The following is a 23,183-nucleotide window of genomic DNA, read 5'->3' as shown; positions in this document are numbered from 1 at the left end:
GCGCGGTCAGCGATCTTCGAGGCCGTGATGGATGCGAGCGATGATCACACTACTGACAGTTACGCGATAGGTGATCACGTAACTCCATGTTCTGAAGGGCACGATGAGCTCTCTTAGGGCGCCCCCGCCGGAGTGACGGCCCCGTTCTGAAAAGTCCTGCAGGCTCCTCATTGCATCCCGAAGGGTGACGCCGAGATCCCCTGCGTAGGGAGCTTCATTTTCGATAAGCCAGTCTTCAAGCCGATCGATATCTATCCAAGCACTTTTGGAAACATTGATCTGCCGCACGGATCAGCGCTTTTGCCCGAAATTCGACAGCCGCGCCTGAACCTCCTCCCAAGGTACGCCGCCATCGCGCTCCGTTTCATTGCAGATGCGTTCAAGCTCGTCCCAGTAGGCTTGGTCATGCTTGTGTGGATCAAGGCCGGTGTAGGCGTCGAGCAGTTGACGAGCATATTCGTCCAAGCTCTTGCCTAGACCGTCCGAGACGGCCTTCAATCGCATGGCGAGCGCTGCATCTATCGTTAGAGTGATGTCACCATCGGCCATACCGAGATGATCCTCCCAACCCCGTTTGTCGTCAACCGCGCGGGGCTGTATGACGCGCCTCATGACCACGCGCCCGCTCTTCGTCACGCCGCTCTATGAGGCCAGCCTGGCTGGGGAGAAGGGTTTCGAAACTTTCATCGACGACCTGCACGACGCCTGCATCGCCGTAGCGGAGGACGACGAGGCTGGTCAGGCCTGGGCCGAGAAGAAGGGCTATCTGGGTTACACCTCGTACGCCTCGCTGGATGACCTGGCCCAGCGCGACAGCCTGTTCGCCGACCTGAAGAAGAAGCTCGACAGGCACGCGGCCGCTTTCGCCAAGAACCTGCGCTTCGACCTTGCCGGCGGCAAGCTGGTGATGGACAGCTTCTGGATCAACATCCTCGATCCGGGCGGTCAACACTCCGGCCACATCCATCCCCACAGCGTGATTTCCGGCACGGTCTATGTGACCATCCCGCCGGACGCTTCGGCCCTGAAGTTCGAGGACCCTCGCCTGCCGATGATGATGGCCGCGCCCATGCGCCTGGCCGACGCGCCCGAGACGCTGCAGCCATTCGTCTATGTCCAGCCCGAGCCGGGGACGATCCTGATGTGGGAAAGCTGGCTGCGCCACGAGGTGACGCCCAACCAGGCCGAGGAACAGCGGATCAGCATCAGCTTCAACTACGCCTGGCGCTAGGCGGCGATCAGCGGTGAGGCGCTGTCAAGGTCCCGCCATACCTGGGCCGTGAACCTTGCGGACGGCGGGCGGGTTTAGCTCCCACAGCCAGGAGCCGCCCATGCCCCAAGCCCACACCCCCGACCATTCCGGCGCGGCGATCACCATGCTCAAGGTCCAGCCCTTCGGTGAGAGCAGCCTGATCCTGACCACCTCCGCGACCGACCCCAACGGCCGCTTGGCCGACCGCCACAGCGCCTATCACGACAACCTCTCGCCGCCCCTGATCTGGACCTCGGTCGCCGGGGCGGGGGCCTATGCGATCATCGTCGAGGATCCGGACGCGCCCCGCGAGCGGCCGTTCGTGCACTGGCTGATCTGGAACATTCCCGGCGAGGCGACCAGCCTGCCCGAAGGGCTGCCGAACGAGGCCAGCCTGGGCCTGATCGGCGGCGCGACCCAGGGCGTCAACGACAACGGCACGGTTGGCTGGTTCGGCCCGCGCCCGCCGGTCGGCCACGGCGTGCACCACTATCATTTCCAGATCTTCGCCCTGGTCGAGCGCCTGCCATTCGACGAGAAGACGCCGCTGGCCGACCTGGTCAACGCGCTGAAGGGCGACGCCCTGGCCTCCGACGACCTGATCGTCACCTACGAGGCGGCGGGGGCGTAGTCCGGTTCGGCGGTCGGTTCGCTATCGACCGGAGCGGCCGGCAGGTCGCGGGCCCGCCAGTGGCGGTCCAGGCAGAAGGCGGCGATCGCCAGCCATAGCAGGCCCAGGAACGCGTGGCCGCGCTGCCAGAAGCCGACGTCGTTGCCGGTCCGCACGTTCCACACGCCCGTCAGCAGGGCCAGGACCAGCAGCAGGAAGAAGAACCAGCTCAGCGAGAAGCGCGCCAGCCGCCGGTGCGCCGGCCTACCCCACAGGGCCCAGGCGGTGAACAGCGGGGCGAACTGGATCGCCAGGCCCACGCCGCAGGCGCGGTGCATCGGGTCGGGCCAGTGGAACAGGCCGGCGAACAGCGCCCCCAGGCCGGTCATTGCCACCCACAGTCCCGCGAAGGCCGAGACCTGGCGGCGTCCGCCGGCGTGCTCCAGGGCCTGGGCGAAGCCGGCCCCGGCCGCGATCCCGGCCAGGCCGGCCAGGATCATGCCGACATTGAAGATCGCCGGATTGGGCGCGGCCGGGCCGCCGAGCTCGCTGATGAACTGTGCGCCGGGCCGGAAGCCGGGGAACAGGTGCTGGGCCAGCAGGACGTCGGCCACCATGACCGCCGGAACGACCAGGCCGATCCTCAGCAGGTTTCCCACGCTTATCACTCGTCCCGTCTCCGGCTGATTGGGCCCGTCTAGATCGCGCCGGGCGGGCGCGCGGTCAAGGTGCGGTGACGCCCCCTCCGGCCGCTTCGCGGCCACCTCCCCCGTTTCACGGGGGAGGAGAAGCTGGTCGCGCTTCACTCCTCCCCCGCAACGCGGGGGAGGTGGCGCGATGCGGATACGCATCGTGACGGAGGGGGCGTCCAGCCCAACGCGGTCCTACTTCTTCCCGAACAGGGTCCCGAAGAAGTCGCCCTTGTTCCAGGACGGACGAGCCGGGGCGTCGGCCAGTTCGCGGGCGATCTCGTAGTTGACCAGGGCGAAGCGAGCCCCCGCCTGGTAGTCGATCGGCTGGTTCAGGTCGTCATTGGGCTTGTGGTAGTGGGTGGCCAGGAAGTCCTTGAAGCCCTTCTCGCCGCCGTTCTTGAAGCCGGTCATCAGGAACACCGACGGCACGCCCTGCTCGACGAAGCGATAGTGGTCCGAGCGGGTGAACAGGCCCTCCTCCGGCAGCGGGTCAGGCGACAGGCCGATGCCGACGCGGCCGGCGGCGCGGGCCACGGCCGGGCCGATCGACGAGCGGTCGGCCCCGAAGGCCACCACGTCCTGGAAGTCGTACAGCAGGATCGGCATGTCCAGATTGACGTCGGCGGCGATGCCGGCCATCGGCACAGTCGGGTTGTGGGCGAAATATTCCGAGCCGATCAGGCCCTTCTCCTCGGCGGTGACCACCAGCAGCACGATCGAGCGCCGGGGCTTGGTCCGGGCTTCCTTGAAGCCGCGCGCCACCTCCAGCAGGGTGGCCACGCCCGAGGCGTTGTCCAGGGCGCCGTTGTTGATCTTGTCGGCGTCCTTGCCGTGGATCCCCAGGTGGTCGAGGTGGGCCGACAGGATGACGGTCTGGGCCTTCAGCGTTGGGTCCGAGCCCTCGATCAGCCCGACCACGTTGCTGCTCTGGCGCTTCTCGATCTCGGTCTTCAGCTGGACGGTGACGTTGGAGGGCAGGGCGAAGCCCTTGACCACGCCGTCCGGCGCCTCGGCCGCGACCAGCACCTCGTCCAGGCTGGTCGGCGCGCCGGCGAACAGCTTGGCGCCGCCCTTCAGGCTCAGGCTGGCCAGGCCCGGCGCCTCGGCCCCGCGCACATAGGCCGCGCCCTGGGCGTCGTTCCAGGTCATCTTCCATTCCTGGTAGCTGCCGACGTTGCGCGCGAACGGGCGGCGCTTTTCGTAGCTGGTGGTCGGCAGGGTCAGCACCCCGACCGCGCCGCGCCGGGCGGCCTCGGCGCGCTTGACGTTGGTGTTGCTGTAGTGGGCGCGGATCTCGGTCTGCAGGCCCGAGGGGGCGCCGTTCAGGACAACGACGATCTTGCCCTTCACGTCCAGGCCCGCATAGTCATCGCGGCCGCGTTCCGGGGCGACGATCCCGTAGCCCACGAAGACCAGCGGCGCGGTGATCCTGGTCTCGGCCTGGCGGGCCTGGGCCGAGGGCAGGTAGTCTTCGCCGAACACCAGGGCGCCGGACTTGCCGCCGGCCCCGGTGTAGGACACCCCGCCCTCGTTGGCGGCCCGGTACGCCGTCAGGGGCACCTGCTGCAGGTAGGAACCGTCGTCGCCGGCCGGCTTGACGTGCATCAGCGCGTATTGCGAGGCCACGTACTTGGCGGCGATGTCGTAGCCGCGCGTGCCGGCCTCGCGGCCCTCCAGCAGGTCGTCGGCCAGGAAGCCCATGTGCGCCTTGATGGCGTCCGCCGACGGCGTGAAGCCGGCCGCCTTCGCGGCGGCGGGCTTGGCCTTGGCGGCGGGCGCGGCGAGGACGGGCTGGACGGCCAGCAGCAGGGCGACGCCGGCGAGGGCGGCGCGACGGGAAAACGGCATCAAGGCAGGCTCCAAGAACGGGGCGAGCCCGCGAGAGCGCGAACCTTGGCCAGACCAAGGCGGCTTGTCGAGATTTGGTGACCTGAACGTTTTGTAATCTTCACGAAAAAGCCGAGCCGGAAGAACGTGTTATCCGACCGCTTGCCTGCGTTTACCCTCCTTGGTCAGCCGGACTTAAGGGTTCGGGACCAGGCTGACGGCGACCTCGAAGGAAGACTCCGTGCAGATCGCCACCCGTCCCGCCGCCAGCCTCCCGCAGCCGATCCGCCCAGGGACGGCCCAGGCCCAGAGCGCGCCGCCGGTCGACCTCACGGCGCTGGCGGTGGCCCAGACCAACGCCCAGATGACGGCCTCGGCCGGCGCGGCCCTGGCCCAGGTCACCGGCGAGCTGACGGGTACGCTGGTCAATATCAGCGTCTAGACGCGGTCTTCCGCGTTCGTAGCCCCGAAGGCCGTTAACCGCATAACTTGACCATCTTTGCTTAAGGCCGATTAACCGGCGCGCCCGACATTGGCCTGGCAACCAGGGAGACGTCGTGCAGGTTCTCGACACCGCCGCCGCCGGCATGTTCGCCGCCGCCGACCGCCTCAGCGCCAGCGCCCAGCGCACCGCCGCCTGGGGCCTGGAGCAGAGCCAGGCCGGGCAGAAGGTCGACCTGGCCCACGAGGCCGTCGAACAGGTCTCGGCCAAGACCGACTTCAAGGCCAACGTCGTCGTCGCCAAGACCGCCGACGAGATGATGGGCGCCCTCCTGGACATGAAGGTCTAGGGCGCGAACCCTCGTCCCGTCGGCGCGAGTCGGTCCGGGCCCACCCCGCATTCCCCCCTGCGCGGGTCCGGACCCGCCGCCCTCCGGTCCTACCGGGGGGCGGCTCCTCCCTTTACGGCGTCGACCGGCTTCCATCGCGCGGCCCGGGCCTTGGCCTCGCCGGCCGCGTCGAGCGGCGGACCGGCGATCATCGCGTCGACCGCGGCCAGGATGGCGGCCGGCGTTTCCGAGCCGGCCATGCGGTAGTCGCCGGCCGGGCCGGGGCCGGCCGGGCTGACAGCCCGCACGCGCCAGGTGTCCGGGTCGCGGCAGGCCACGCCGGCGATGGGCGCGCGGCCCGCGGCCTGGAACGTCCGGCAATAGGTTCCCGATGCGGTCTTGAACGACAGGTTGACGCGCACCGGGCCGGCGGCCTGGCCGGAGGTCTGGGTGTTGAGGGCCTGGGCCAGCGGGCCGGCGGCGATCGGGGCCGGGTCGTTCGCCCCGCTCAGGGTCGCGGGCGGCGGCGCGGCCATGCGGCCGATCACCAGGCCGGCGACCAGGCAGGCGGCCAGGCCGATCCAGGCGGGAAAGCCCCGTCCGGCCGCGCCGGGCGGCTTGGGCAGCCTGGGCTCGCGCGGCTTGGCCTTGTCCTTGCTCCTGGCCTTGCCCTTGGCCTGGGCGCCGGGGAAGGCGATCACCTCGGCCGGCCGGGGCGCGGGGGCCGGCTTGGCGGCGACCGCCGCGCCCAGGGCCTGCGGCGGCGTCTCGCGCATGACCCCGGCATGGGCGCCCGACAGCAGCCGGCGCAACGCCCGCTGGGTCTCGACCCGCAAGGCCAGCTGCGGATCGGTCGCCATGGCGGCCTCGATCCGGGCCATGTCCTCGGCGGGCAGTTCGCCGTCGACAAAGGCGAACACCTCTTCGTCCGGAACGGTCATGGCTGGGCTCCTTGGTCGATCAACGCAGTCTGCAACGTGGCGCGGCCGCGGGCCAGACGGCTGGTCAGGGTGCCCATCGGCACCTCCAGGCTTTCGGCGGCCTCCTGGTAGGATAGTCCCTCGATCAGCACCAGGGCGACCGCGATGCGCTGGTCCTCGGGCAGGGCCTCCAGGGCGCGCTCCACCGCCGAGGCCTGCAGCCGCGCCTCCAGCGACGGCGCGCTGGGGTCGGCGGCCAGGGCGCCCGCCTCGGGCGGGGCCAGCACGCGGCCGCGGCGCTGGCGGGCGCGGGCTTCGTCGATCCAGGCGTTGCGCATGATCCGGAACATCCAACTGTCCAATCGCGTACCGGGACGCCACTGGTCGCGGCGCAGCAAGGCGCGCTCGACGGTCAGTTGCGTCAGGTCGTCGGCGTCCGCCGGTTCCCAGGCCAGCACCCGCGCCATTCGGCGCAAGCGCGGCAGCAGGGCCAGCATCTCCGTCTGGAAGGAATCCAAGGTTCGCCTTCGTCCTGTGGAAGAAACGTTTGGCCGGGGACGTTCAATCCCTGAGCCTAAACTTATTTCACGCGCGTCGCGATGCGGCCATTGTCACGTCTCGTCCGTCTGGGAAACCCTGGATCGCCATGAGCTTTCGCGTCCCCCTGATCACGATCCTGGCCGGCCTGGCGGTTCTGGGCGCCGCGCCGGCCGGCGCCCAGCTGCTGCCCTCGCCGTCATCGGTGGTCGAGCGGACGGGGCTGCCGCTGCCGCGACTGCCCTTGGCCGACCGTCTGGCCAGCGACGTCGACGGCCTGGCCGATCGCTTGACGCCCGACGCCCTGGCCGCCGCGCGGCTGGACCGCCTGGCCGCCCTGGTCCGGGCCCATCCCCGGGCGCTGGAACGGGACGACCAGGGCCAGCCGGTGGTGCGGGGCGAGGTGCTGGCCGTCTCGCCCACGCCCGAGGCCCTGGCCAAGGTCACGGCGGCCGGTTTCGCCGTCGCCCGCCAGACGCGGTCCGACGACCTGGGCCTTTCCCTGGTGACCCTGACCCCGCCCAAGGGCCTGAGCGCCCGGGCGGCGATCAAGCGGCTGCGCGACCTGGACCCGGACGGCGACTATGACTTCAACCACGTCTATGCCGACGCCGGGCTGGAGACGGTGGTCGCGGCCTCCGCCGCCGCGCCGGCCTCCGCCCAAGACGGTGGAGGACGGGCGGGCCTGCTGGATGGCGGCGTCGCGGCCGACCAGCCGGTGTTCACCCATGTCCGGCTGGAGCAGCGCGGTTTCGCCGACGGCGGCGCGCGGCCCAGCGCCCACGGCACGGCGACGGCCTCGCTGCTGGCCGCGGCTGGCGCCGACCAGATCCTGGTCGCCGACGTCTATGGCAAGGGGCCGGCCGGCGGTTCGGCCTCGGCGATCGTCGGGGCCCTGGCCTGGATGGCCCAGGCCAGGGCCCCGGTGGTCAATATCAGCCTGGTGGGGCCGCCGAACGGCGCGCTGGGGGCGGCGGTCAAGGCGCTGCTCGCCCGGGGCTGCCTGATCGTGGCGGCGGTGGGCAACGACGGCCCGGCCGCCCCGGCCCTCTATCCGGCCTCCTATCCGGGGGTGATCGCCGTGACCGGCGTCGACCGCCGTCGCCGATTGCTGCCCGAGGCCGGCCGCGCGGCCCATGTCGACTTCGCGGCCTACGGGGCCGAGGTCAAGGTCGCCGCCCCCGGTGGCCGTCCGGCCAGCGTGCGGGGCACCTCCTACGCCGCGCCGGTGGTGGCCGGCCGGCTGGCCCGGCTGCTCGACGCCCCCGACCCGGCGGCGGCCCAGCGCGCGGTGGCCCGCCTGGCGGCCGAGGCGGTGGACCTGGGCGCGCCGGGCGTCGATCCGGTGTTCGGCAAGGGTTTGGTCGAGGCCGCGGCGAAATAGGTCGCCCAATAGGCCTGGGCCGCGAAAAAATGTCGCGGGGTTCGGAAGAAAGCGCGCGGCCGGGTCGTTGGACGGTTCGGAAGGCGGACGAAGCGCCGCCTCGAGCCATTCTTCAGGAGAAGACCATGCGCAAGATCTCGTTCTTCATGACCGCCACGGCCGCCGCCATGCTGATGACCGCGCCGATGGCCCAGGCCCAGATCCTCGGCGGAGGCGGCGGGCTCGGCGGCGGCCTTGGTGGAGGCCTGGGCGGCGGGCTTGGCGGGGGTCTGGGCGGCGGCCTCGGCGGTCTGACCGGCCAGGGCGCCGGCGGGCTGACCGGCTCGGGCCAGTTCGGGACCCCTGACATCGGTGGCGTCGCCTCGCGCGCCACCGAGGCGACCGGCCGGGTGCGGGACCGCGCCACCGACGCCACGGGCCGGGTCCGCGACCACGCTGATCGCGCGAGCCGGCGGGCCCGCGACACCGCCGGCGGCGTCCAGGGCCTGGCGCAGGGCGCCACGAGCAACGCCGCCGCTAGCGGTTCGGCCGCGGGTTCCGGCTCCGCCTCGGCGACCGGCCAGTCCCTGACCGGCGCCCTTTCGGGCAACGGCTCGGCCAATGGCTCTGGAGGCGGTTCGCTGACGGCGCCTGACACCAGCGGCCTGACCTCGCGAGCGGTCGGAACCGGCCGCGACGCGGTGGGCGCGGCGCGCGACCGGGCCACCTCGGTCGCCTCACGAGGGACCGGCGCGGCTCGCAACGCCGCGGGCTCGGCGCGGGACGCGGCGGGCTCGGCGAGCGCCAGCGGTTCGGGCGACGCCGACGCGGCGGGCGGCCTGACGGGCGACGGCCTCTCCGGTTCGCTGACCGGCTCGGGCGCGAGCAACGCCTCGACCAACCACGGTTCGACCGGCAACAGCGGCTCGCTGGGCCTGTCGGGCTCGGCCTCGCGCAGCGGCGCCAATGCTTCGGCCAACGGCGCGGGCTCGGGCGATCTCAAGGTCGGCAACTAGCCCGGACCGTTCCATCGACCTGCCAGGCGGCTCCGGAAGGGGCCGCCTTTTTCTTGATGTCCAAGCCGACAAGCAAAACGCCCGCCCCGGTTTCCCGGGACGGGCGTTCGATCTTCGAACTTCGCGGGACCCCTACGAGTCCAGGAAGCTGCGCAGCTTGCGCGACCGCGAGGGGTGCTTGAGCTTGCGCAGGGCCTTGGCTTCGATCTGGCGGATGCGTTCGCGGGTGACCGAGAACTGCTGGCCGACCTCTTCCAGGGTGTGGTCGGTGTTCATGCCGATGCCGAAGCGCATGCGCAGCACGCGCTCTTCGCGCGGCGTCAGCGAGGCCAGCACGCGGGTGGTGGTTTCCCGCAGGTTGGACTGGATGGCCGCGTCGATCGGCAGGATGGCGTTCTTGTCCTCGATGAAGTCGCCCAGGTGGCTGTCTTCCTCGTCGCCGATTGGCGTTTCGAGGCTGATCGGCTCTTTGGCGATCTTCAGGACCTTGCGCACCTTCTCCAGCGGCATGGCCAGCTTTTCGGCCAGCTCTTCGGGGGTCGGCTCGCGGCCGATCTCGTGCAGCATCTGGCGGCTGGTGCGGACGATCTTGTTGATCGTCTCGATCATGTGCACCGGGATGCGGATGGTGCGGGCCTGGTCGGCGATCGAGCGGGTGATCGCCTGGCGGATCCACCAGGTGGCGTAGGTCGAGAACTTGTAGCCGCGGCGGTATTCGAACTTATCGACCGCCTTCATCAGGCCGATATTGCCTTCCTGGATCAGGTCCAGGAACTGCAGGCCGCGGTTGGTGTATTTCTTGGCGATCGAGATCACGAGACGGAGGTTGGCCTCGACCATCTCCTTCTTGGCCTGGCGGGCCTCGCGCTCGCCCTTCTGCACGGTCTGGACGATGCGGCGGTAGTCGTCGATCGGCACGCCGGTCTCGGTGGCCAGAGCGGCGATTTCCTGGCGGATGTCGGCGACCGAGTTGACGTCGTTCTCGACGAACTTGGTCCAGCGCACGCCCATGGCCTTGACCTGGTCGATCCAGTTCGGGTTCAGCTCCGAACCGAAATAGGCCTTGAGGAACTCGGTGCGGCTGATGCCGTAGCTGTCGGCCAGGCGCAGCAGCCGGCCTTCCAGCCCGATCAGGCGCTTGTTGATCGCATACAGCTGCTCGACCAGCGCCTCGATGCGGTTGTTGTTCAGCTTCAGCGTCTTGAGGTGCTGGATGATGGTGTTCGACAGGCCCTCATAGGCCTTGCGGTCGGCGTCCGAGAGGTCGGCGCCCTTCAGGCGGCTGCCGACCAGCTTGTCCTGCAGCTTGCGGAAGGTCTCGAACTCGCCGGCGATCGCGTCGAGGATGGCCATCACGCCTTCGCGCAGCTCGCCTTCCATGGCGCTGACCGTCGGGCCGGCGCCGTCGTCGAAATCGTCGTCGTCCTCGCCTTCGCCCTCGGCCTTGGCCTCGCCGCCGGCTTCCTCGTCGACCGGCTCGGCCGGCTCCTCGTCGGCGGCCGGGGCGGCGGCCACGCCGTTGATCGCGGCGTAGGTGCCTTCCAGGTCGATCACTTCGCGCAGCAGGATGCGGCCGGTGCCCAGCTCCTCGCGCCAGACCATGATCGCCTCGAAGGTCAGGGCGCTTTCGCACAGGCCCCGGATCATGGTGTCGCGGCCGGCCTCGATGCGCTTGGCGATGGCGATTTCGCCCTCGCGCGACAGCAGCTCGACGCTGCCCATTTCGCGGAGGTACATGCGCACCGGGTCGTCGGTGCGGTCATAGGCCGCAGGCTTCTCGCTGGTGATGACCTGCTGGTTGTCCTCGCGGGCGACGACCTCGCCGCCTTCCGAGCCTTCGGCGTCCTCTTCGGCCTCGACCACGTTGACGCCCATCTCGCTCAGCATGGCGAGGGTGTCTTCGATGGCCTCGGAGGTCACTTCTTCCGACGGCAGCACCTTGTTCAGCTCGTCCATCGTGACGTAGCCGCGGGCCTTGGCCTGCTTGATGAACTTCTTGACGCCGGCGTCGGTCAGGTCGAGCAGGGGGCCGTCGCCGCCGGTGGCTTCGGGCGCTTCCGTCTCGGCCGAGGAATTGGTGCTCATTCAGGTCTCCGAAACGACGCGGCGCCTAAACCTGGCGCGCGCCGATAATGTGTCCGTGATGGGTCGCCTGCGCATCGCGCCCTGTCGTCCGTGCAAGCTGTCCAGTGAACCGCTGAAAAAATTCTCAAGATAAACGCCCGACACGCGTCGAAGAGCCATAGGCTAACGCTCCGCGAGCAGGGCTCTTTGCGGAGGCGTTGTCTTCGCGCGCGATCAGCGTCGACCCTTGAGGGGTTTCGGCAGCCACTGGGACCTGGCGGCGGCGAGGGTGACATCCTGTTTCAAGGAGGGCGCGCGCATGAAAATGGCGGCCCGAGCGATGTCAATCAGCAGCGTGGCAAATCCTTGAGTCGCCAGATGGCGTTGCGTGACGCGTGAGTCAAGATGGGAAGGAGGCCAAGGCCGCCTTAATGCGCACGGACTATGGCGGAAAGCGCGCGGTGAAGCTCTGGTCGCCGTCGAACGGGGTCGCGTACCAGCTGGCGCGGTCGCCGTCGTCGTCAGGCCGCCCGAAGCGCACATGGCAATGGCTGTAGGGGGTTTGCCGCCGCACGGGCCGGGTCGGCGCCAGCAGGGCCGCGACGCGCGGATGGGCCAGGCCCAGGCGGACGCGCGCCGCGCCCAGCGGCCGGGCCAGGCCGATCGACGCCGTGACCAGGGCGGGCAGGGCGACGGCCTCGACCCGGGGCAGGGCGATCAGGTCGATGATCTCAAGCGCAGTCGCCTCGATCTCGGAGCCCTTGGCCAGGATGGCCAGCAGGTAGCCCGCCAGGCGACCCTCGGCCTCGTAGGCCAGCAGGATCGGCGGTCGCGTGGACATCGGGTCGGCGACCCGCCAGCGCAGGGCCGCGGCGTCGCGGCGCGCCAGGCTGGCGCCGGTCGCCGCGAGGTCGCGCCACAGGTCGTCGAAGCGCGCGTCGATGTCGGTCGCCGGATCAAGGGCTCGGACCGAGGGGGTCTTGCGCGTCGTCGCGACGGCGGCGGCGGCGCGGCGCGGGGCCAGCCACTCGCGGCCGCCCTGGACGCCGGCGAACGCGCGGGCCTGCGACCAACGCCGTAGCAGGCGCTCGACGCCCAGGGTCACGGGCGCGACCGGCCAGACCAGCTTGATGTCGGCTCCGGCCTCGGGCCAGGTCTCGAAACCGAAGTGCTTGAAGAAGCCGGCCGAGCGGCCGTTGGCGTTGAAGGTGTAGGTGGCGGCGACCTCGCCCTGGTCCAGGATGCGGCGCATCAGCATCCGCGCCTTGCCCATGGCCTTGGGGTGGACCAGGAAGGTGTGGCCGCAGACGGCGGCGGCGGTGTCGGCGCCCCGTCGCCGCTCCTGGACGAAATTGCCCATGAAGCCGACGATCTCGTCGTCGGCGGCGCACACCCAGCCCAGAGGTCGTCCGGCCATGCCCGGCGCCTGGGCCAGCCAGGTCCAGCCGGCCAGGTCGCGCGCCGGCCACCAGGCCCAGCGGCACAGGGCGGCGACGCCGTCCAGGTCGCTGGCTGGGACGAACTCACGAACGGTGGTGGTCATCGGCTCCGCCCCTGACCCTGACGCGTGACAGGCGCAACATCGCTCCCGCCCCGCGCGACAGGCCGCTGGCGTAGTCGCCGCAAGCCTCGATGACGGCCCAGCGCCGCCGCAGCTTGCCGCCCACCCGGTCGCCGGCCATCAGCCGCGAAGCCGCGGTCTCCGCGCGATAGGCGAAGCCGGTGAGCACCGGCCGGGCGGCGTTGCCGAAATAGGCCTTGTAGCGCTCGGGGCCCGAACCGAGGTCGAACAGGACCGCGCCCTGGGCCCGCCGCGTCCGCAGGGTGTCGAGGCTGAGCAGCATGCCCGGCGAATGGGCGGCGAACCGCGGTTCGTAGGCGGGGATCCAGAAATGCTGCATGGCGTCGGAGACCAGGGACAGCTCGTACGCCGCCGCCTCGTCGTCCAGCCGCAGGGTGGCGATGCGGGCGTGCAGGCCCGAGCGCGGCCGCGCCAGCAGGGCGGCCAGGATGTCTCGCGTCCAGCCGCAGCGAAAGATGTCGTGCTGTCCCGTGCGGTGCAGCTGCCCCCGCTTGAGGCGGACCAGCTCGGCCAGGCAGGTGGCGTCGCGGTCGTCGTCGATCACGGCGTAGCGCGCGAACGTCGCGCCGATGCGGCGGCGGACGCGGCCCTTGTCGCGGAAGAACTTCGGATGGGCCAGGGACTGCCGGGCCAGATAGTCGTCCCAGCCGGCCGACAGGTCCACGAGGGCGGCCGAGGCCGGGCTGAGGCCGGTGACCGAACCCGCCGGACCGATCCAGCCGGTCACCCACGCGCCGCTGGCCCCCAGCTGTCGCAGCAGGACGTCCAGGCCCGGACGGCGGTCGGGCGCGGCGACGACGCCTTGGTAGTCGTTCAGGGGCGCGGCCAGCGGCTGCAGGGTGGCGCCGCGGCGCTGGAAGGGCAGGAAGCCCTGGATCTCGCCGCGACGATGCAGCACGGCGATCCGGGTGTTGGGCGCGATCTGGCCGGCGATCCGGGTGAATTCGGGGTCGAGAAACGGCGAGCCCAGATCGGGGGCGGCGGCCAGGAAGCCGCGCCAGCGGGCCAGGTCCGACGCGGTCAGGGCCTCGGGTCGGATTTCCTCCAGCTGCAGGGCGCCGGGCCCGACCGAGGATTTCGCGACCGGTGACGACATGGCTCAGGTTCGCTCCGCTCGACGCGACGTGTTCGGGTCCGCTCTTCGACGATCGCAGGTCCGAAACAGCAAAAGGTAAACACCACGTCAGATTGAGAAGGCGAATTCGGGAAAGGGGCTCGGCGCCTGGGTCCGCCTCAGGAAATGGCCTGGACGGCGTTGGAGGTGTCCCAAAATTCCAGCCCGCTGATCTGGCGCTCCAGCACCGCGATCCGCGTGCGCAGGTCGCGGGTGGCGGCCAGGGCGCCGGCGGTGACCGCCTCGCGGCGCAGGGCTTCCAGCGCGCGGTGCGCGTCGGCGATCTCGACCAGGGCCTCGTAGCAGGCGGACCACAGGGCGCGGGCCTGGTGGACGTCCATTTTCGGGTCGAGGAACGGGGCGCTGATCGCCGCGGCCACGCGCTCGGCCTCGGCCAGTTGCGGGCCCAGGCCCTTGCGCTGGAGGATGTCGCGGAACGGCACGTCGTCGCTGATCTCGTCGGCCAGGGCCTCGAACAGCTCGACCGCCAGCGGGGCCAGGCGCGGGTCGCCGAAGCCGATGCGCTCGATCGCCTCGTCGTAGGGGCGGGCCCAGGCGGGATGGCGCAGGGCGGCGACAGCCACGGCGGCGTGGAACGGGTTCAGCCGCGTGGTGATCTGCGCCCGGGCCACGCCGCGGATGCCGGGATCGGGCGGACCGCGATCACGGCCGCCCTTCCACTGGCCGCGCGGAACGAACGGCCGGCCGCCGCCGTCGCCGAACCCGCCGGATCCCCCGAACGCGGGCTTGGGAAACAGCGCGTCCAGCCGGGCGTAGAGGTCGTCGCGATAGGCGGCCGACAGGTCCTTGTCGGCGATGGTCCCGGCGGCGGCGCGCAGACGCTGCTTGAGGCCGGCCTTGCGCTCGGGGGTGTCCAGCGGCTCCAGGTCGCGCTCGCGGGCGAACAGCGCCTCGACGAACGAGGTGGTCTGGGTCAGCTGGCTCCTCAGCGCCGCCGCGCCCTGCTCGCGCAGCACGTCGTCGGGGTCCTTGCCGCCGACCACGATCGAGAACTTGAACGAGCGGCCGGGCTTGAGCAGCGGCAGGGCGCGGTCGATGGCCCGGCTGGCCGCGCGCTGGCCGGCCTTGTCGCCGTCGAAGCTCAGCGTGGGCTCGGGATGCAGGCGCCACAGCACCTCCATCTGCTCCTCGGTCATCGCCGTGCCCATCGGCGCCACGGCCGGCAGGCCCGCCCGCTGGCAAGCGACGACGTCCATATAGCCCTCGACCACCAGCATCGGCGTCTGCTCTGTCGGCGCGGCCGCCTGGGCGGCGTGCAGCAGCTTGCGGGCCTCGTACAGGCCGTACAGCAGCCGGCCCTTGTGGAAGAGCGTGGTCTCCGGTCCGTTCAGGTACTTGGCGCGGGCCTGCGGATCCATGGCCCGGCCGCCGAACGACACCACCCGGCCCCGGGTGTCGGTGATCGGGAAGATGATGCGGTCGCGGAAGCGGTCATAGGGCTGGCCGCCGTCCTCCGGGGCGATCAGCAGGCCCGCCTCGACCAGTTCGGCCGGTTTGGCGCCCTTGGCGACCAGATAGTCCTTCAGGGCCGTGCGGCCGTTCGGCGAGAAGCCGATGCGGAAGCGGCTCCACTGGTCCTCGGGCAGGGCGCGGCGGGCCAGGTAGTCGCGAGCCGCCTGGCCGACCGGGCGGCGCAGCTCGCTCTCGAACCAGGCGGCGGCCAGCTCCATCCAGTCGGTCAGGGTGGCGCGCTTCTTGTCGTCCTGGGCGGCGCGGGCGTCGGGCTCGGGCAGGGCCATGCCCGCTTCGGCCGCCAGCCGCTCGACGGCTTCCGTGAAGGTCAGCCGCTCGGTCTCCTGCAGGTAGGAGATGATGTCGCCGTGCTTGCCGCTGGAGAAGCAGTGATAGAAACCCTTGTCGTCATTGACGAAGAACGACGGGCTCTTCTCCTTGGTGAACGGCGACAGCCCCGCATATTCGCGCCCCTGCCGCCGCAGCTTCACCGACTTTCCGATCACGTCGGAAGGGCGAAGACGGGTCTTCAGTTCGTCGAGGAAGTGGTCGTCGAAACGCATGGCGGATTAGGGGATCAAACATAGGCCGAGCCGGCGGATTTCGCACGCCGGATGATCAGTTCGTCCCAAGCTGGATCGAGTTTGTGGATAACCGCCCTCGGTGAGGCGATCGCCGTTCATGGCAGTTGAATATGCACCGCTCGGGCGAGCGGCTGGACTTCACCGTTTCTGAACCACGCGAACTCGCCGTCATACCGGGGCGCGGTGGAGATCTGGGCCGGATTGACGCCTCGCTCCACGAGGGCTTTCCTGACCGCCTCGACACGCCGGGCCATTAGGTCCTGGAGGTGTCCGCCGGCCTCGGCTCCGTCAATCGATCCGGAGAGGAGAAAGCGGGCGGGCTGCTTGGATTCGGCGGCCCAGCTGTCGAACATGGGTTTCGTTTCATCGATCACCCGGAGCGCTGTGGGAGGCAACACATCCGAGGTATGCTCGAAATAGACATAGTAATCTGGCCGCATGTAGGTGGTCGCCCGTGCGGCGCCGGCGCTTCCGAGCGCCAGCAGGGCGCCAAATCCCAGGACGCTGCGTCGATCGATGTTCATGATCACAGGCTCCCCACCTCAAACCGGCGCCAGAAACCGCATCCGCACCTTCGGCCAGAACATGTTCACCGCCAGCCCGGCCAGCACCAGCGCCGCGGCCAGAAGCTTCCAGCCGGGCAGGCTCTCGTGCAGCAGGATCGCCGAGGCGCCCATGCCGAACACCGGCACCAGCAGGGCCATGGGCGTGACGGTGGCGGCCGGGTGGCGGGCCAGGAGCCAGCCCCAGGCCGCATAGCCGAACATGGTGTTGCCCACCGCCTGCCAGGCCACCGCGCCCCAGGTCAGGGCGTCGGCGTTTCTCACGCCGGCCACCATGGCCGGCCAGCCCTCCAGCCACAGCGACATCAAAAACAGCGGCGGGATCGAGAACAGGCTGGCCCAGACCACATAGGCCAGCATGTTCACCGTGCCGGCCTGGCGGGCGACGATGTTGCCGCCGGCCCAGCTGGCGGCGGCCAGCAGGATCAGCAGCACGCCCAGCGGCGTGGCGGCCCCGCCGCCATGGGCGGCGATCAGCACGATGCCCGAGGCGGCCAGCAGCAGGGCCGCGACCTGGAACGGCTGCACCTTCTCGCCGCTGATCTTCATGGCCATGCCGATGGTGAAGAACACCTGGGTCTGCACCACCAGCGAGGCCAGGCCCGGCGAGATGTGGCCCTTCATGGCCACGAACAGCAGGCCGAACTGCCCGGCCCCGATCAGCACGCCATAGGCCGCCAGATTGGCCCAGGACACCTTCGGGCGCTTGACCAGGAACACCATCGGCAGCAGCACCAGGGTGAAGCGCAGGGTGGCGAACAGCAGCGGCGGCAGGTGGTCCAGCGCCACGCGGATGACCACGAAGTTCGTCCCCCACACCGCCACCACGGCCAGGGCCAGCAGGAAGTGGCGCAAGGGCAGGGGCGTGTCGGTCATGGCGGGGTCCCGGGCGCGAGGAGAGGCAAGACTGGGCTGGCCCCGACTTGGACCGCTTCCCCCCGCGCCGCAAGCCTTGGCGGCCGATCGTGCTTCATACAAATGTTTGACGTTCTGTCATGGGGCGGCGCTAAGTTGGCCGCCAGCAGAGGAGCAACGACGATGGCGGACTGGGATTTCTTGGTCGACAAGACCGACCTGCGCCAGGCCAAGGTCTTGAGCCTGGATCCGCCCCCGCTGGCCGAAGGCCAGGCGCGGCTGGCGATCGAGCGCTTCGCCCTGACGGCCAACAACATCACCTACGCGGTGTTCGGCGACCAGATGCGCTACTGGGACTTCTTTCCCGGGCCGGAGGGCTGGGGGCGGATCCCGGTTTGGGGCCACGCCCGGGTCGAGGCCTCGGCCCATCCGGACCTGACCGTCGGCCAACGGTTCTACGGCTATTATCCGATGTCGACCCACCTGACGGTGACGCCGCGCAAGACCCGGACGGGCTTCGCCGACACCGCCCCGCATCGCGCCGACCTGCCGCCGGTCTACAACCAGTATCAGGCGGTGGGCGCGGCCAGCCCGGCCGAGGACTACCAGGCCCTGCTGCGGCCGCTGTTCGTCACCGGCTTCCTGATCGAGGATTTCCTGGACGAGAACGCCCTGTTCGGGGCGCGGTCGGTGCTGCTGACCAGCGCCTCGTCGAAGACCGCGATCAGCCTGGCCTTCCAGCTCAAGCAGCGGGGCCAGGCGCGCGTGGTCGGCCTGACCTCGGCGCGCAACGCCGCCTTCGTCGAGGGCCTGGGCTATTACGATCAGGTCGTGACCTACGACGCGGTTATCGACGCGCCGATCGAGGAACCGGCGGTGCTGGTCGATTTCGCGGGGGACGCGCCGTTGCGGCGGGCCGTGCACGAGCGGTTCGGCGACGCCCTGGCCTATTCCTGCGTGGTCGGCGGCACCCATTGGCAGGCCGGACCCAGCGGCGGTCGCCTGCCCGGGCCTAAGCCGATCTTCTTCTTCGCCCCCGACCGCATCCGCAAGCGCGCCGCCGACTGGGGGCCGGGCGGGCTGGACCAGCGCCACGACGCCGCCTGGGCCCCCTTCGCCGCCGACGCGCCGCGCTGGCTGCGGGTGATCGAGGGCGTGGGACCCGAGGCGATGGCGCGGGCCTATGCGGCCGTGGTCGCCGGCGAGGCGGGGCCGGACGAGGGGCACGTGCTGGCGCCCCGGGCCTAGCCGGCCTACTTCGCCAGATCCGCCGGCGTGGTCGGTTGCGAGATCACCGCCTCCATCCGCTTCCATCGCGCGTCCTGCGACGGGCCGGCGCGTTCGACATGGGCGCGGACCATGTCCTGGCCGAGGTTGTAGTTGATCACGTAGCTCCGGTAGGCCTCGATGAAGCTCAGCGACTTCTCGGCCTTGGCGCGCGAGGTCAGGGCGTACTTGGCCAGGGCGGCGACGGCGGCGTCCTTGTCCAGCTTTCCCGACAGGTAGAGGTCGGCGATGGTGTTCTGGACGCTGGCCAGGTCGGCGGTGGCGGTGGTCAGGGCGTCGTAGGTGGCGGCCGTGGCCGGGTCCAGGCCGGCCAGCGGGTAGAGCGTGCGGCGCTCGAAGGCCAGTTTCTCCTTGCCCGGGAAGGCCAGGCGGATGCCGTAGTTGGCCGAGCCCTCGGCAATCAGCGATTGCGGCGAGAACAGCGGATAGACGCTGAACTCGACCCAGCCCTTGGCCTTGGTCAGCTTTTCTTCCAGCAGGGCGTTGAGCACATGGTGGCCGGGATAGCCCTCGTGGCAGCCCAGGTCGACGGCGCGGCTGATCGGAGTGGGCAGGTCGGTATTGACCTCGATCAGGCTGTGGGCGCCGCCCTTGTACCAGTTGTAGCCGCTCCAGGGCTTCTTGGTGACGAAGGCGAGATCGAAGCGCTCGCCCTGGGGCAGGGCGATGTGGGCCTCCGTCCGCGCCTTGCACTCGGCGATCGCCGCCTTCATCACCGGCTCCAGCCGGTCCCTGGGAATGGTGTAGCGGGCTTGGAAGGCCGAGACGCGGGTCGCCAGGTCGCCCTGGCCGGGGACCAGCTTGTCGATCCTGGCCAGGATCGGGTCGTAGGCGGCCAGCGGCTTGATCGGCGGGCGCACCCCGAACAGGCCCTCGGCCTCGTCCTGGAAGCTGAACTTGACGCCCGCCAGCATGGCCAGGCGGGTCTGGGCGGCCTTGACCTGGCCGGCCAGGAAGGCCTTGCGGCGGAGCTCGTCGGGGCCCAGGGCCTTGCCGTCGACCGCCTTCAGGGCGGCGGCCAGGCGGTCGGCCTCGGCGCGCAGGGCGGGGACCTCGCGCGGCTTGGCCTTGGCCGCGGTCGCCCATTCGGCGGGCCCGTAATAGGCGTCGACATAGCCCGGCTCGCGCTCGCCGGCTTCCAGAGTCAGCCGCACGAAGTCCTTGGCGATGACGTCCAGCTTGGCGCCCTCGGGAGCGGCCAACGCCGGAGCGGCGAACAAGGCGAAGGCGGCGGTCGCGGCGGCGAGGCGAAGGATCATGGAAGCGCGTCCAGTCGAAACGGGCGTGCACGCTGCCTTGCGCCGCTGATCGCCGCAAGAGCGCCCCTAGCCCCGCGCCGCCACCGCCAGGCCCGGGAAGTCGCTGAACAGGCCATCGACGCCCGCCGCGTACAGGGCCTTGAACACCGCGGCGACCTCGCCCGGCTGGGCCAGGTAGTCGGCGGCGGCCGCGTCGCCGCGGCGCAGGGACGACGGCAGGAAGTAGTTCTCGGCCCGCACGGTCCAGGGGTGGACGACCAGGCCGGCGGCATGGGCGTCCTTCACCAGCGTAGTGGCCGGCAGCAGGCTGGTCGCGTCCTGCGGCACGATCTGGGTCTTCTCCGGCCCCAGGCCGTCGGCGTAGAGCGCCACGTCCTTCAGGCCGGACGGGCTGCACAGCTGGGCGTAGGTGACGTTCGGCAGGTCGGCCGGGCCGCCCTCGCTGGCGGTCAGCAGCACCAGCCGCGCCTTGGTCCGGGCGCGGATCCTCTTCAGCGGCGTGACCTCGAAGCACTGGACGAAGACCGGGGCGGTGGCGGAGTCCAGGTCGTTCTTCTTCAGCAGGGCGACCAGGCGGTCCTCGAGCGGCAGGCCGATCCCGGCGAAGTAGCTGGGGTGCTTCATCTCGGGATAGACGCCGATCGTCCGGCCGGTGCGCCGGCTGCCCGCCTTGGCGATGGCCACCACCTCGTCGAACGTCAGCAGTTGGGCCTGGCCGTCGTATTTGGCGTTACCGGGACGCAGCTGCGGCAGCCGTTCGCGGGCCCGCAGGGTCTTGATCTCGGCCAGGGTGAAGTCCTCGGTGAACCAGCCGGTCACTTGCTGGCCGTCGATGGTCTTGGTCGCCTTGCGGTCGGCGAATTCGGGACGCGAGGCGACGTCGGTCGTGCCGCCGATCTCGTTCTCGTGCCGGGCCACCAGGTGGCCGTCCTTGGTCGGGACGAGGTCGGGCTCGATGAAATCGCAGCCCTGGTCGATGGCCAGGTCGTAGGCCAGCCCCGTGTGCTCGGGCCGCAGCCCTGAGGCGCCGCGGTGGGCGATGACGATCGGCCGTCTCGGGGCGGCCGCGAAGCTCAGGCCGGAGGTCAAGGTGCCCGCCAAGGCGGCGGTGGCCATGGTGTGAGTGGCGAGGGCGCGTCGGGTCAGCAGGGTCATGGCGGCCATCTAGCGCGCCGATGTGACGGTTTGACCAGCCTCGCCGGACCCGCCCCGCCGCTTCGCCTAGTCCTTGCCCGAACGGCTGAGGATGGCCAGCAGGCTCTGCGACTTCTGAGGCAGGTCGGTCGCCAGGCGCGAGGCCATTTCGCGCACCCCGACCGCGTAGGCGTCGCCGCCGTCGGCGATCTCCAGGGCCCGCTGGCCCAGGCCCTCCAGGTCGCGGGCCAGGGCCTCGATCTGCTCGCGGGCCAGCAGCCGCGCCTCGCGTTGCAGGCGCCGGATGCGCTGGGTGGCGGTCTCGGGGCCGCGGCCGAGATCGTAGACCTCGACGGCGTCGGCCAGTTGGGGGGCCTGTTCGGGGACGAGGGTCAATAGCGGACCGGTCATGGCGTCGTCACTCCTCGGGCGGCCTCCGGACGCGGCGCCGGCCCTCCCAACTAGAAGGCGGGGCCGCGGCCGACCGTTCCCCCGGGTCGGGTCGTTTCGTGCGATCGTCGGCCGCCGTGGCCGCCATGCCACAGCTTCGCGCTGAGGTGGTTTCGCCCCTTATGAAGCGGGGGGTTTCGCCGCGTCCTGCCCCGCGATCGGGGCGCCCGGCTCGCAGGGGCCCCGATAGGTGCTGACCGCCTTCATGCGCAGGGTCTGCTTGCGGCCGAAGGCCGAGACGACCAGTTCCAGGTCGGTGGTGGCGGTGGTCGTGAAGTCGCCGCTGACCCGGCCCGTCAGGGCGTAGTCGATGTGGTCCTTCTGGCAGGCGTGGTCCAGGCGGAAGCCGTCAGCCGTGCGGGTGACCGTGGGGCTGCCGCAGGGCGAGACCTTGCGGGCCGCCTCCGCCCCGGGATCGAAGCCCTGGCCCACGCACTGGGTCGAAGTCTCGGGACCGGCCGGGGTCTGGGTGACCGTCTTCCACAGGCCGGGCTTGAGGGTGGTGGGGGCGCCGGCGACGGGGGCGGCGTCCTGCTGGGCGATCGGCGTCTGGCTGTCGCCGGCCGCCGGGTCGTGGGCCCGGTCGTCGGTGCGGGAGCAGGCCATCAGGCCCAAGGGGACGACCAGCAGGGGGGCGACCAGCAGGATCGGGACCAGGCGGCGGGAGCTCGGGACCAGGTGACGCATTCGGCGACCCTAGCGCGTTCCGCGACCGCCCGAAAAGGCCCCACCCTTCAGGCGCGTCCCCACGGACCCCGACTCGCCCCATGCTCGTGGCCAAGCGGAGTTCCCCATGGCCGAAACCCTCGAACAGCTGATCGATCGCCTGCGCGCCGTGGAGGCGCAGGTCGAGGCCGCCTTCGCCGCCCGCGACGCCGAGCGGGCGGCCGCCGCCGGCCTGGTGATCGAGGCCGGCAAGCCCTGTTTCAAGGCCGACGCCCTGCGCCGCCAGAAGGCGCACCGCAAGGGCCTGCACCTGGCCCGCACCCCGTGGCCGACCCTGCTGACCATGCCGCTGATCTACGGCATGGCCCTGCCGCTGATGGTCCTGGACCTCAGCGTCAGCCTCTACCAGCTGGGCTGCTTCACCGCCTGGGGCGTCGTGCGGGTGCGCAGACGAGACTATGTTGTCATCGACCGCCATCGGCTGGGCTATCTGAACCTGGTGCAGAAGCTCAACTGCGTGTTCTGCGGCTACGGCAACGGCGTCATCGCCTACGCCCGCGAGATCACCGCCCGGACCGAGCAGTACTGGTGCCCGATCAAGCACGCCCTGAAGGTCAAGGGCAGCCACGACCGCTACCGCGACTTCCAGGCCTATGGCGACGCCGAGGGCTATGTGGCGAGCTCGGGGGCGTATCGCGAGCGGTTGCGGCGAGGAGGGTAGGGTCGCCCCGGTTCTTCTGGCCCCGCCCCCGCCAGTAGAAGGCCCACATGTCCGGCTCGGGCGGCTCGACGCCGTCCAGCGCCATCTGGCGCACCCAGCGGGGCAGCCAGAGGACGGCCTGATCGGCGTCACGGGGGTGGTCGCGCTGGACCTGGGCCATCTTGGCGATCGCCGCCCGGATGAAGCCGACCTTGAACCGGGCGCGGATGTAGGCGCGCCTCGCGCGCTGGAGCCGGACCGGGCGGATGCGTTTGGAGCGGGGCTGGACCATGGGGGTTTCCTTTTCCAAGATCCTCCCCCCGTGGGGGAGGCGGCCGAAGGCCGGTGGGGGGAGTTTTGGGGTCGAAGATCGTAGAACGGGCCATCGGCCGATCACTCCCCCCTCCGTCGGCTTCGCCGACACCTCCCCCACAGGGGGAGGATCTGACTGGCGCGGCTTGGCCG

At 70.6% G+C, this 23,183-nt stretch carries 24 protein-coding genes; 8 read left to right on the top strand and 16 right to left on the bottom strand.

All coding sequences use genetic code 11. From position 1 onward, the window contains the following. Positions 1 to 6: 6 nt before the first annotated feature. Entirely contained in the window at positions 7 to 288 is a 282-nt protein-coding gene (locus J2X41_RS08115) for a type II toxin-antitoxin system RelE/ParE family toxin (RefSeq protein WP_310081084.1), read from the bottom strand. A gap of 3 nt (positions 289 to 291) precedes the next feature. Next, positions 292 to 549 (bottom strand): antitoxin, encoded by a 258-nt coding sequence (locus J2X41_RS08110; RefSeq protein ID WP_310081082.1) that lies wholly within the window; start codon positions 547 to 549, stop codon positions 292 to 294. A 61-nt stretch (positions 550 to 610) separates the two neighbouring features. Here J2X41_RS08110 and J2X41_RS08105 point away from each other — a divergent pair, with 61 nt between their 5' ends. Further along, positions 611 to 1,231 (top strand): TIGR02466 family protein, encoded by a 621-nt coding sequence (locus J2X41_RS08105; protein WP_310081080.1) that lies wholly within the window; start codon positions 611 to 613, stop codon positions 1,229 to 1,231. Positions 1,232 to 1,331: 100 nt separating this feature from the next. Further along, positions 1,332 to 1,883: a YbhB/YbcL family Raf kinase inhibitor-like protein gene (locus J2X41_RS08100; RefSeq protein ID WP_310081078.1), complete on the top strand. Its 552-nt coding sequence runs from the start codon at positions 1,332 to 1,334 to the stop codon at positions 1,881 to 1,883. Here the strand turns inward: J2X41_RS08100 and J2X41_RS08095 are convergent. Together J2X41_RS08095 and J2X41_RS08090 are read right to left on the bottom strand one after the other, a co-directional pair. Then, positions 1,862 to 2,521, bottom strand: coding sequence for a DUF998 domain-containing protein (locus J2X41_RS08095; protein WP_310081075.1), 660 nt, complete (start codon positions 2,519 to 2,521; stop codon positions 1,862 to 1,864). The two genes, J2X41_RS08100 and J2X41_RS08095, sit on opposite strands and share 22 nt — an antisense overlap. A 225-nt stretch (positions 2,522 to 2,746) precedes the next feature. Continuing rightward, complete coding sequence (locus J2X41_RS08090; protein WP_310081074.1) at positions 2,747 to 4,402, bottom strand: M20/M25/M40 family metallo-hydrolase; 1,656 nt, start codon at positions 4,400 to 4,402, stop codon at positions 2,747 to 2,749. Positions 4,403 to 4,622: 220 nt separating this feature from the next. On the opposite strand from J2X41_RS08090, the gene J2X41_RS08085 reads away from it, so the two are divergent. Next, positions 4,623 to 4,823 carry a hypothetical protein gene (locus tag J2X41_RS08085; protein ID WP_310081073.1) on the top strand — a complete coding sequence of 67 codons (201 nt, stop codon included), beginning with the start codon at positions 4,623 to 4,625 and terminating at the stop codon, positions 4,821 to 4,823. 115 nt (positions 4,824 to 4,938) lie between these two features. Continuing rightward, positions 4,939 to 5,172, top strand: a complete 234-nt coding sequence (locus tag J2X41_RS08080; RefSeq protein WP_310081072.1) for a flagellar basal body rod C-terminal domain-containing protein — start codon at positions 4,939 to 4,941, stop codon at positions 5,170 to 5,172. An 89-nt stretch (positions 5,173 to 5,261) separates the two neighbouring features. Here J2X41_RS08080 and J2X41_RS08075 read toward each other — a convergent pair whose 3' ends face one another. Together J2X41_RS08075 and J2X41_RS08070 are read right to left on the bottom strand one after the other, a co-directional pair. Then, positions 5,262 to 6,092 carry an anti-sigma factor gene (locus J2X41_RS08075; RefSeq protein ID WP_310081071.1) on the bottom strand — a complete coding sequence of 277 codons (831 nt, stop codon included), beginning with the start codon at positions 6,090 to 6,092 and terminating at the stop codon, positions 5,262 to 5,264. After that, positions 6,089 to 6,589 carry a sigma-70 family RNA polymerase sigma factor gene (locus J2X41_RS08070; RefSeq protein ID WP_310081070.1) on the bottom strand — a complete coding sequence of 167 codons (501 nt, stop codon included), beginning with the start codon at positions 6,587 to 6,589 and terminating at the stop codon, positions 6,089 to 6,091. Before J2X41_RS08070 ends, J2X41_RS08075 begins: the two co-directional genes overlap by 4 nt. Positions 6,590 to 6,717: 128 nt before the next feature. On the opposite strand from J2X41_RS08070, the gene J2X41_RS08065 reads away from it, so the two are divergent. Together J2X41_RS08065 and J2X41_RS08060 are read left to right on the top strand one after the other, a co-directional pair. Then, positions 6,718 to 7,992, top strand: coding sequence for a S8 family serine peptidase (locus J2X41_RS08065; protein ID WP_310081069.1), 1,275 nt, complete (start codon positions 6,718 to 6,720; stop codon positions 7,990 to 7,992). Between the two features lie 125 nt (positions 7,993 to 8,117). After that, positions 8,118 to 8,987 (top strand): hypothetical protein, encoded by an 870-nt coding sequence (locus J2X41_RS08060; RefSeq protein WP_310081067.1) that lies wholly within the window; start codon positions 8,118 to 8,120, stop codon positions 8,985 to 8,987. A 132-nt stretch (positions 8,988 to 9,119) separates the two neighbouring features. Here the strand turns inward: J2X41_RS08060 and rpoD are convergent, their stop codons facing one another. The 6 genes from rpoD to J2X41_RS08030 all read right to left on the bottom strand — a co-directional run bounded on the left by rpoD (position 9,120) and on the right by J2X41_RS08030 (position 17,243). Continuing rightward, a complete protein-coding gene (gene rpoD, locus J2X41_RS08055) occupies positions 9,120 to 11,072 on the bottom strand; it encodes an RNA polymerase sigma factor RpoD (RefSeq protein WP_310081066.1) in 1,953 nt (650 codons plus the stop codon). A gap of 421 nt (positions 11,073 to 11,493) precedes the next feature. After that, entirely contained in the window at positions 11,494 to 12,594 is a 1,101-nt protein-coding gene (locus J2X41_RS08050; protein ID WP_310081065.1) for a GNAT family N-acetyltransferase, read from the bottom strand. Beyond that, positions 12,575 to 13,729 carry a GNAT family N-acetyltransferase gene (locus J2X41_RS08045; protein ID WP_310081064.1) on the bottom strand — a complete coding sequence of 385 codons (1,155 nt, stop codon included), beginning with the start codon at positions 13,727 to 13,729 and terminating at the stop codon, positions 12,575 to 12,577. The genes J2X41_RS08050 and J2X41_RS08045 overlap by 20 nt, the downstream gene beginning before the upstream one ends. A gap of 137 nt (positions 13,730 to 13,866) precedes the next feature. Continuing rightward, positions 13,867 to 15,783, bottom strand: coding sequence for a DNA primase (gene dnaG, locus J2X41_RS08040; protein WP_310081063.1), 1,917 nt, complete (start codon positions 15,781 to 15,783; stop codon positions 13,867 to 13,869). A gap of 116 nt (positions 15,784 to 15,899) precedes the next feature. Beyond that, entirely contained in the window at positions 15,900 to 16,328 is a 429-nt protein-coding gene (locus tag J2X41_RS08035; protein ID WP_057184809.1) for a hypothetical protein, read from the bottom strand. Positions 16,329 to 16,346: 18 nt separating this feature from the next. After that, positions 16,347 to 17,243 carry an EamA family transporter gene (locus J2X41_RS08030; RefSeq protein WP_310081060.1) on the bottom strand — a complete coding sequence of 299 codons (897 nt, stop codon included), beginning with the start codon at positions 17,241 to 17,243 and terminating at the stop codon, positions 16,347 to 16,349. A 162-nt stretch (positions 17,244 to 17,405) separates the two neighbouring features. On the opposite strand from J2X41_RS08030, the gene J2X41_RS08025 reads away from it, so the two are divergent. Further along, positions 17,406 to 18,470 carry a DUF2855 family protein gene (locus tag J2X41_RS08025; RefSeq protein WP_310081059.1) on the top strand — a complete coding sequence of 355 codons (1,065 nt, stop codon included), beginning with the start codon at positions 17,406 to 17,408 and terminating at the stop codon, positions 18,468 to 18,470. Between the two features lie 5 nt (positions 18,471 to 18,475). On the opposite strand, the gene J2X41_RS08020 is transcribed toward J2X41_RS08025, so the two are convergent. The 4 genes from J2X41_RS08020 to J2X41_RS08005 all read right to left on the bottom strand — a co-directional run bounded on the left by J2X41_RS08020 (position 18,476) and on the right by J2X41_RS08005 (position 22,039). Then, entirely contained in the window at positions 18,476 to 19,768 is a 1,293-nt protein-coding gene (locus J2X41_RS08020) for a hypothetical protein (protein WP_310081058.1), read from the bottom strand. A 66-nt stretch (positions 19,769 to 19,834) separates the two neighbouring features. Further along, positions 19,835 to 20,932, bottom strand: a complete 1,098-nt coding sequence (locus J2X41_RS08015) for a glycerophosphodiester phosphodiesterase (RefSeq protein WP_310081057.1) — start codon at positions 20,930 to 20,932, stop codon at positions 19,835 to 19,837. Between the two features lie 57 nt (positions 20,933 to 20,989). Further along, a complete protein-coding gene (locus J2X41_RS08010; RefSeq protein ID WP_310081055.1) occupies positions 20,990 to 21,313 on the bottom strand; it encodes a hypothetical protein in 324 nt (107 codons plus the stop codon). A gap of 159 nt (positions 21,314 to 21,472) precedes the next feature. Further along, positions 21,473 to 22,039 carry a hypothetical protein gene (locus J2X41_RS08005; protein ID WP_310081054.1) on the bottom strand — a complete coding sequence of 189 codons (567 nt, stop codon included), beginning with the start codon at positions 22,037 to 22,039 and terminating at the stop codon, positions 21,473 to 21,475. Positions 22,040 to 22,145: 106 nt separating this feature from the next. Between J2X41_RS08005 and J2X41_RS08000 the strand changes: the two genes are divergently transcribed. Beyond that, positions 22,146 to 22,739 carry a hypothetical protein gene (locus J2X41_RS08000; protein WP_310081053.1) on the top strand — a complete coding sequence of 198 codons (594 nt, stop codon included), beginning with the start codon at positions 22,146 to 22,148 and terminating at the stop codon, positions 22,737 to 22,739. The last annotated feature ends 444 nt before the right edge of the window (positions 22,740 to 23,183 follow it).

It is taken from the genome of Caulobacter sp. BE254, assembly GCF_031457295.1.
GTDB lineage: Bacteria > Pseudomonadota > Alphaproteobacteria > Caulobacterales > Caulobacteraceae > Caulobacter.
The sequence above is the reverse complement of the archived record's forward strand: the minus strand, read 5'-3'. Positions and strand labels throughout refer to the sequence as shown.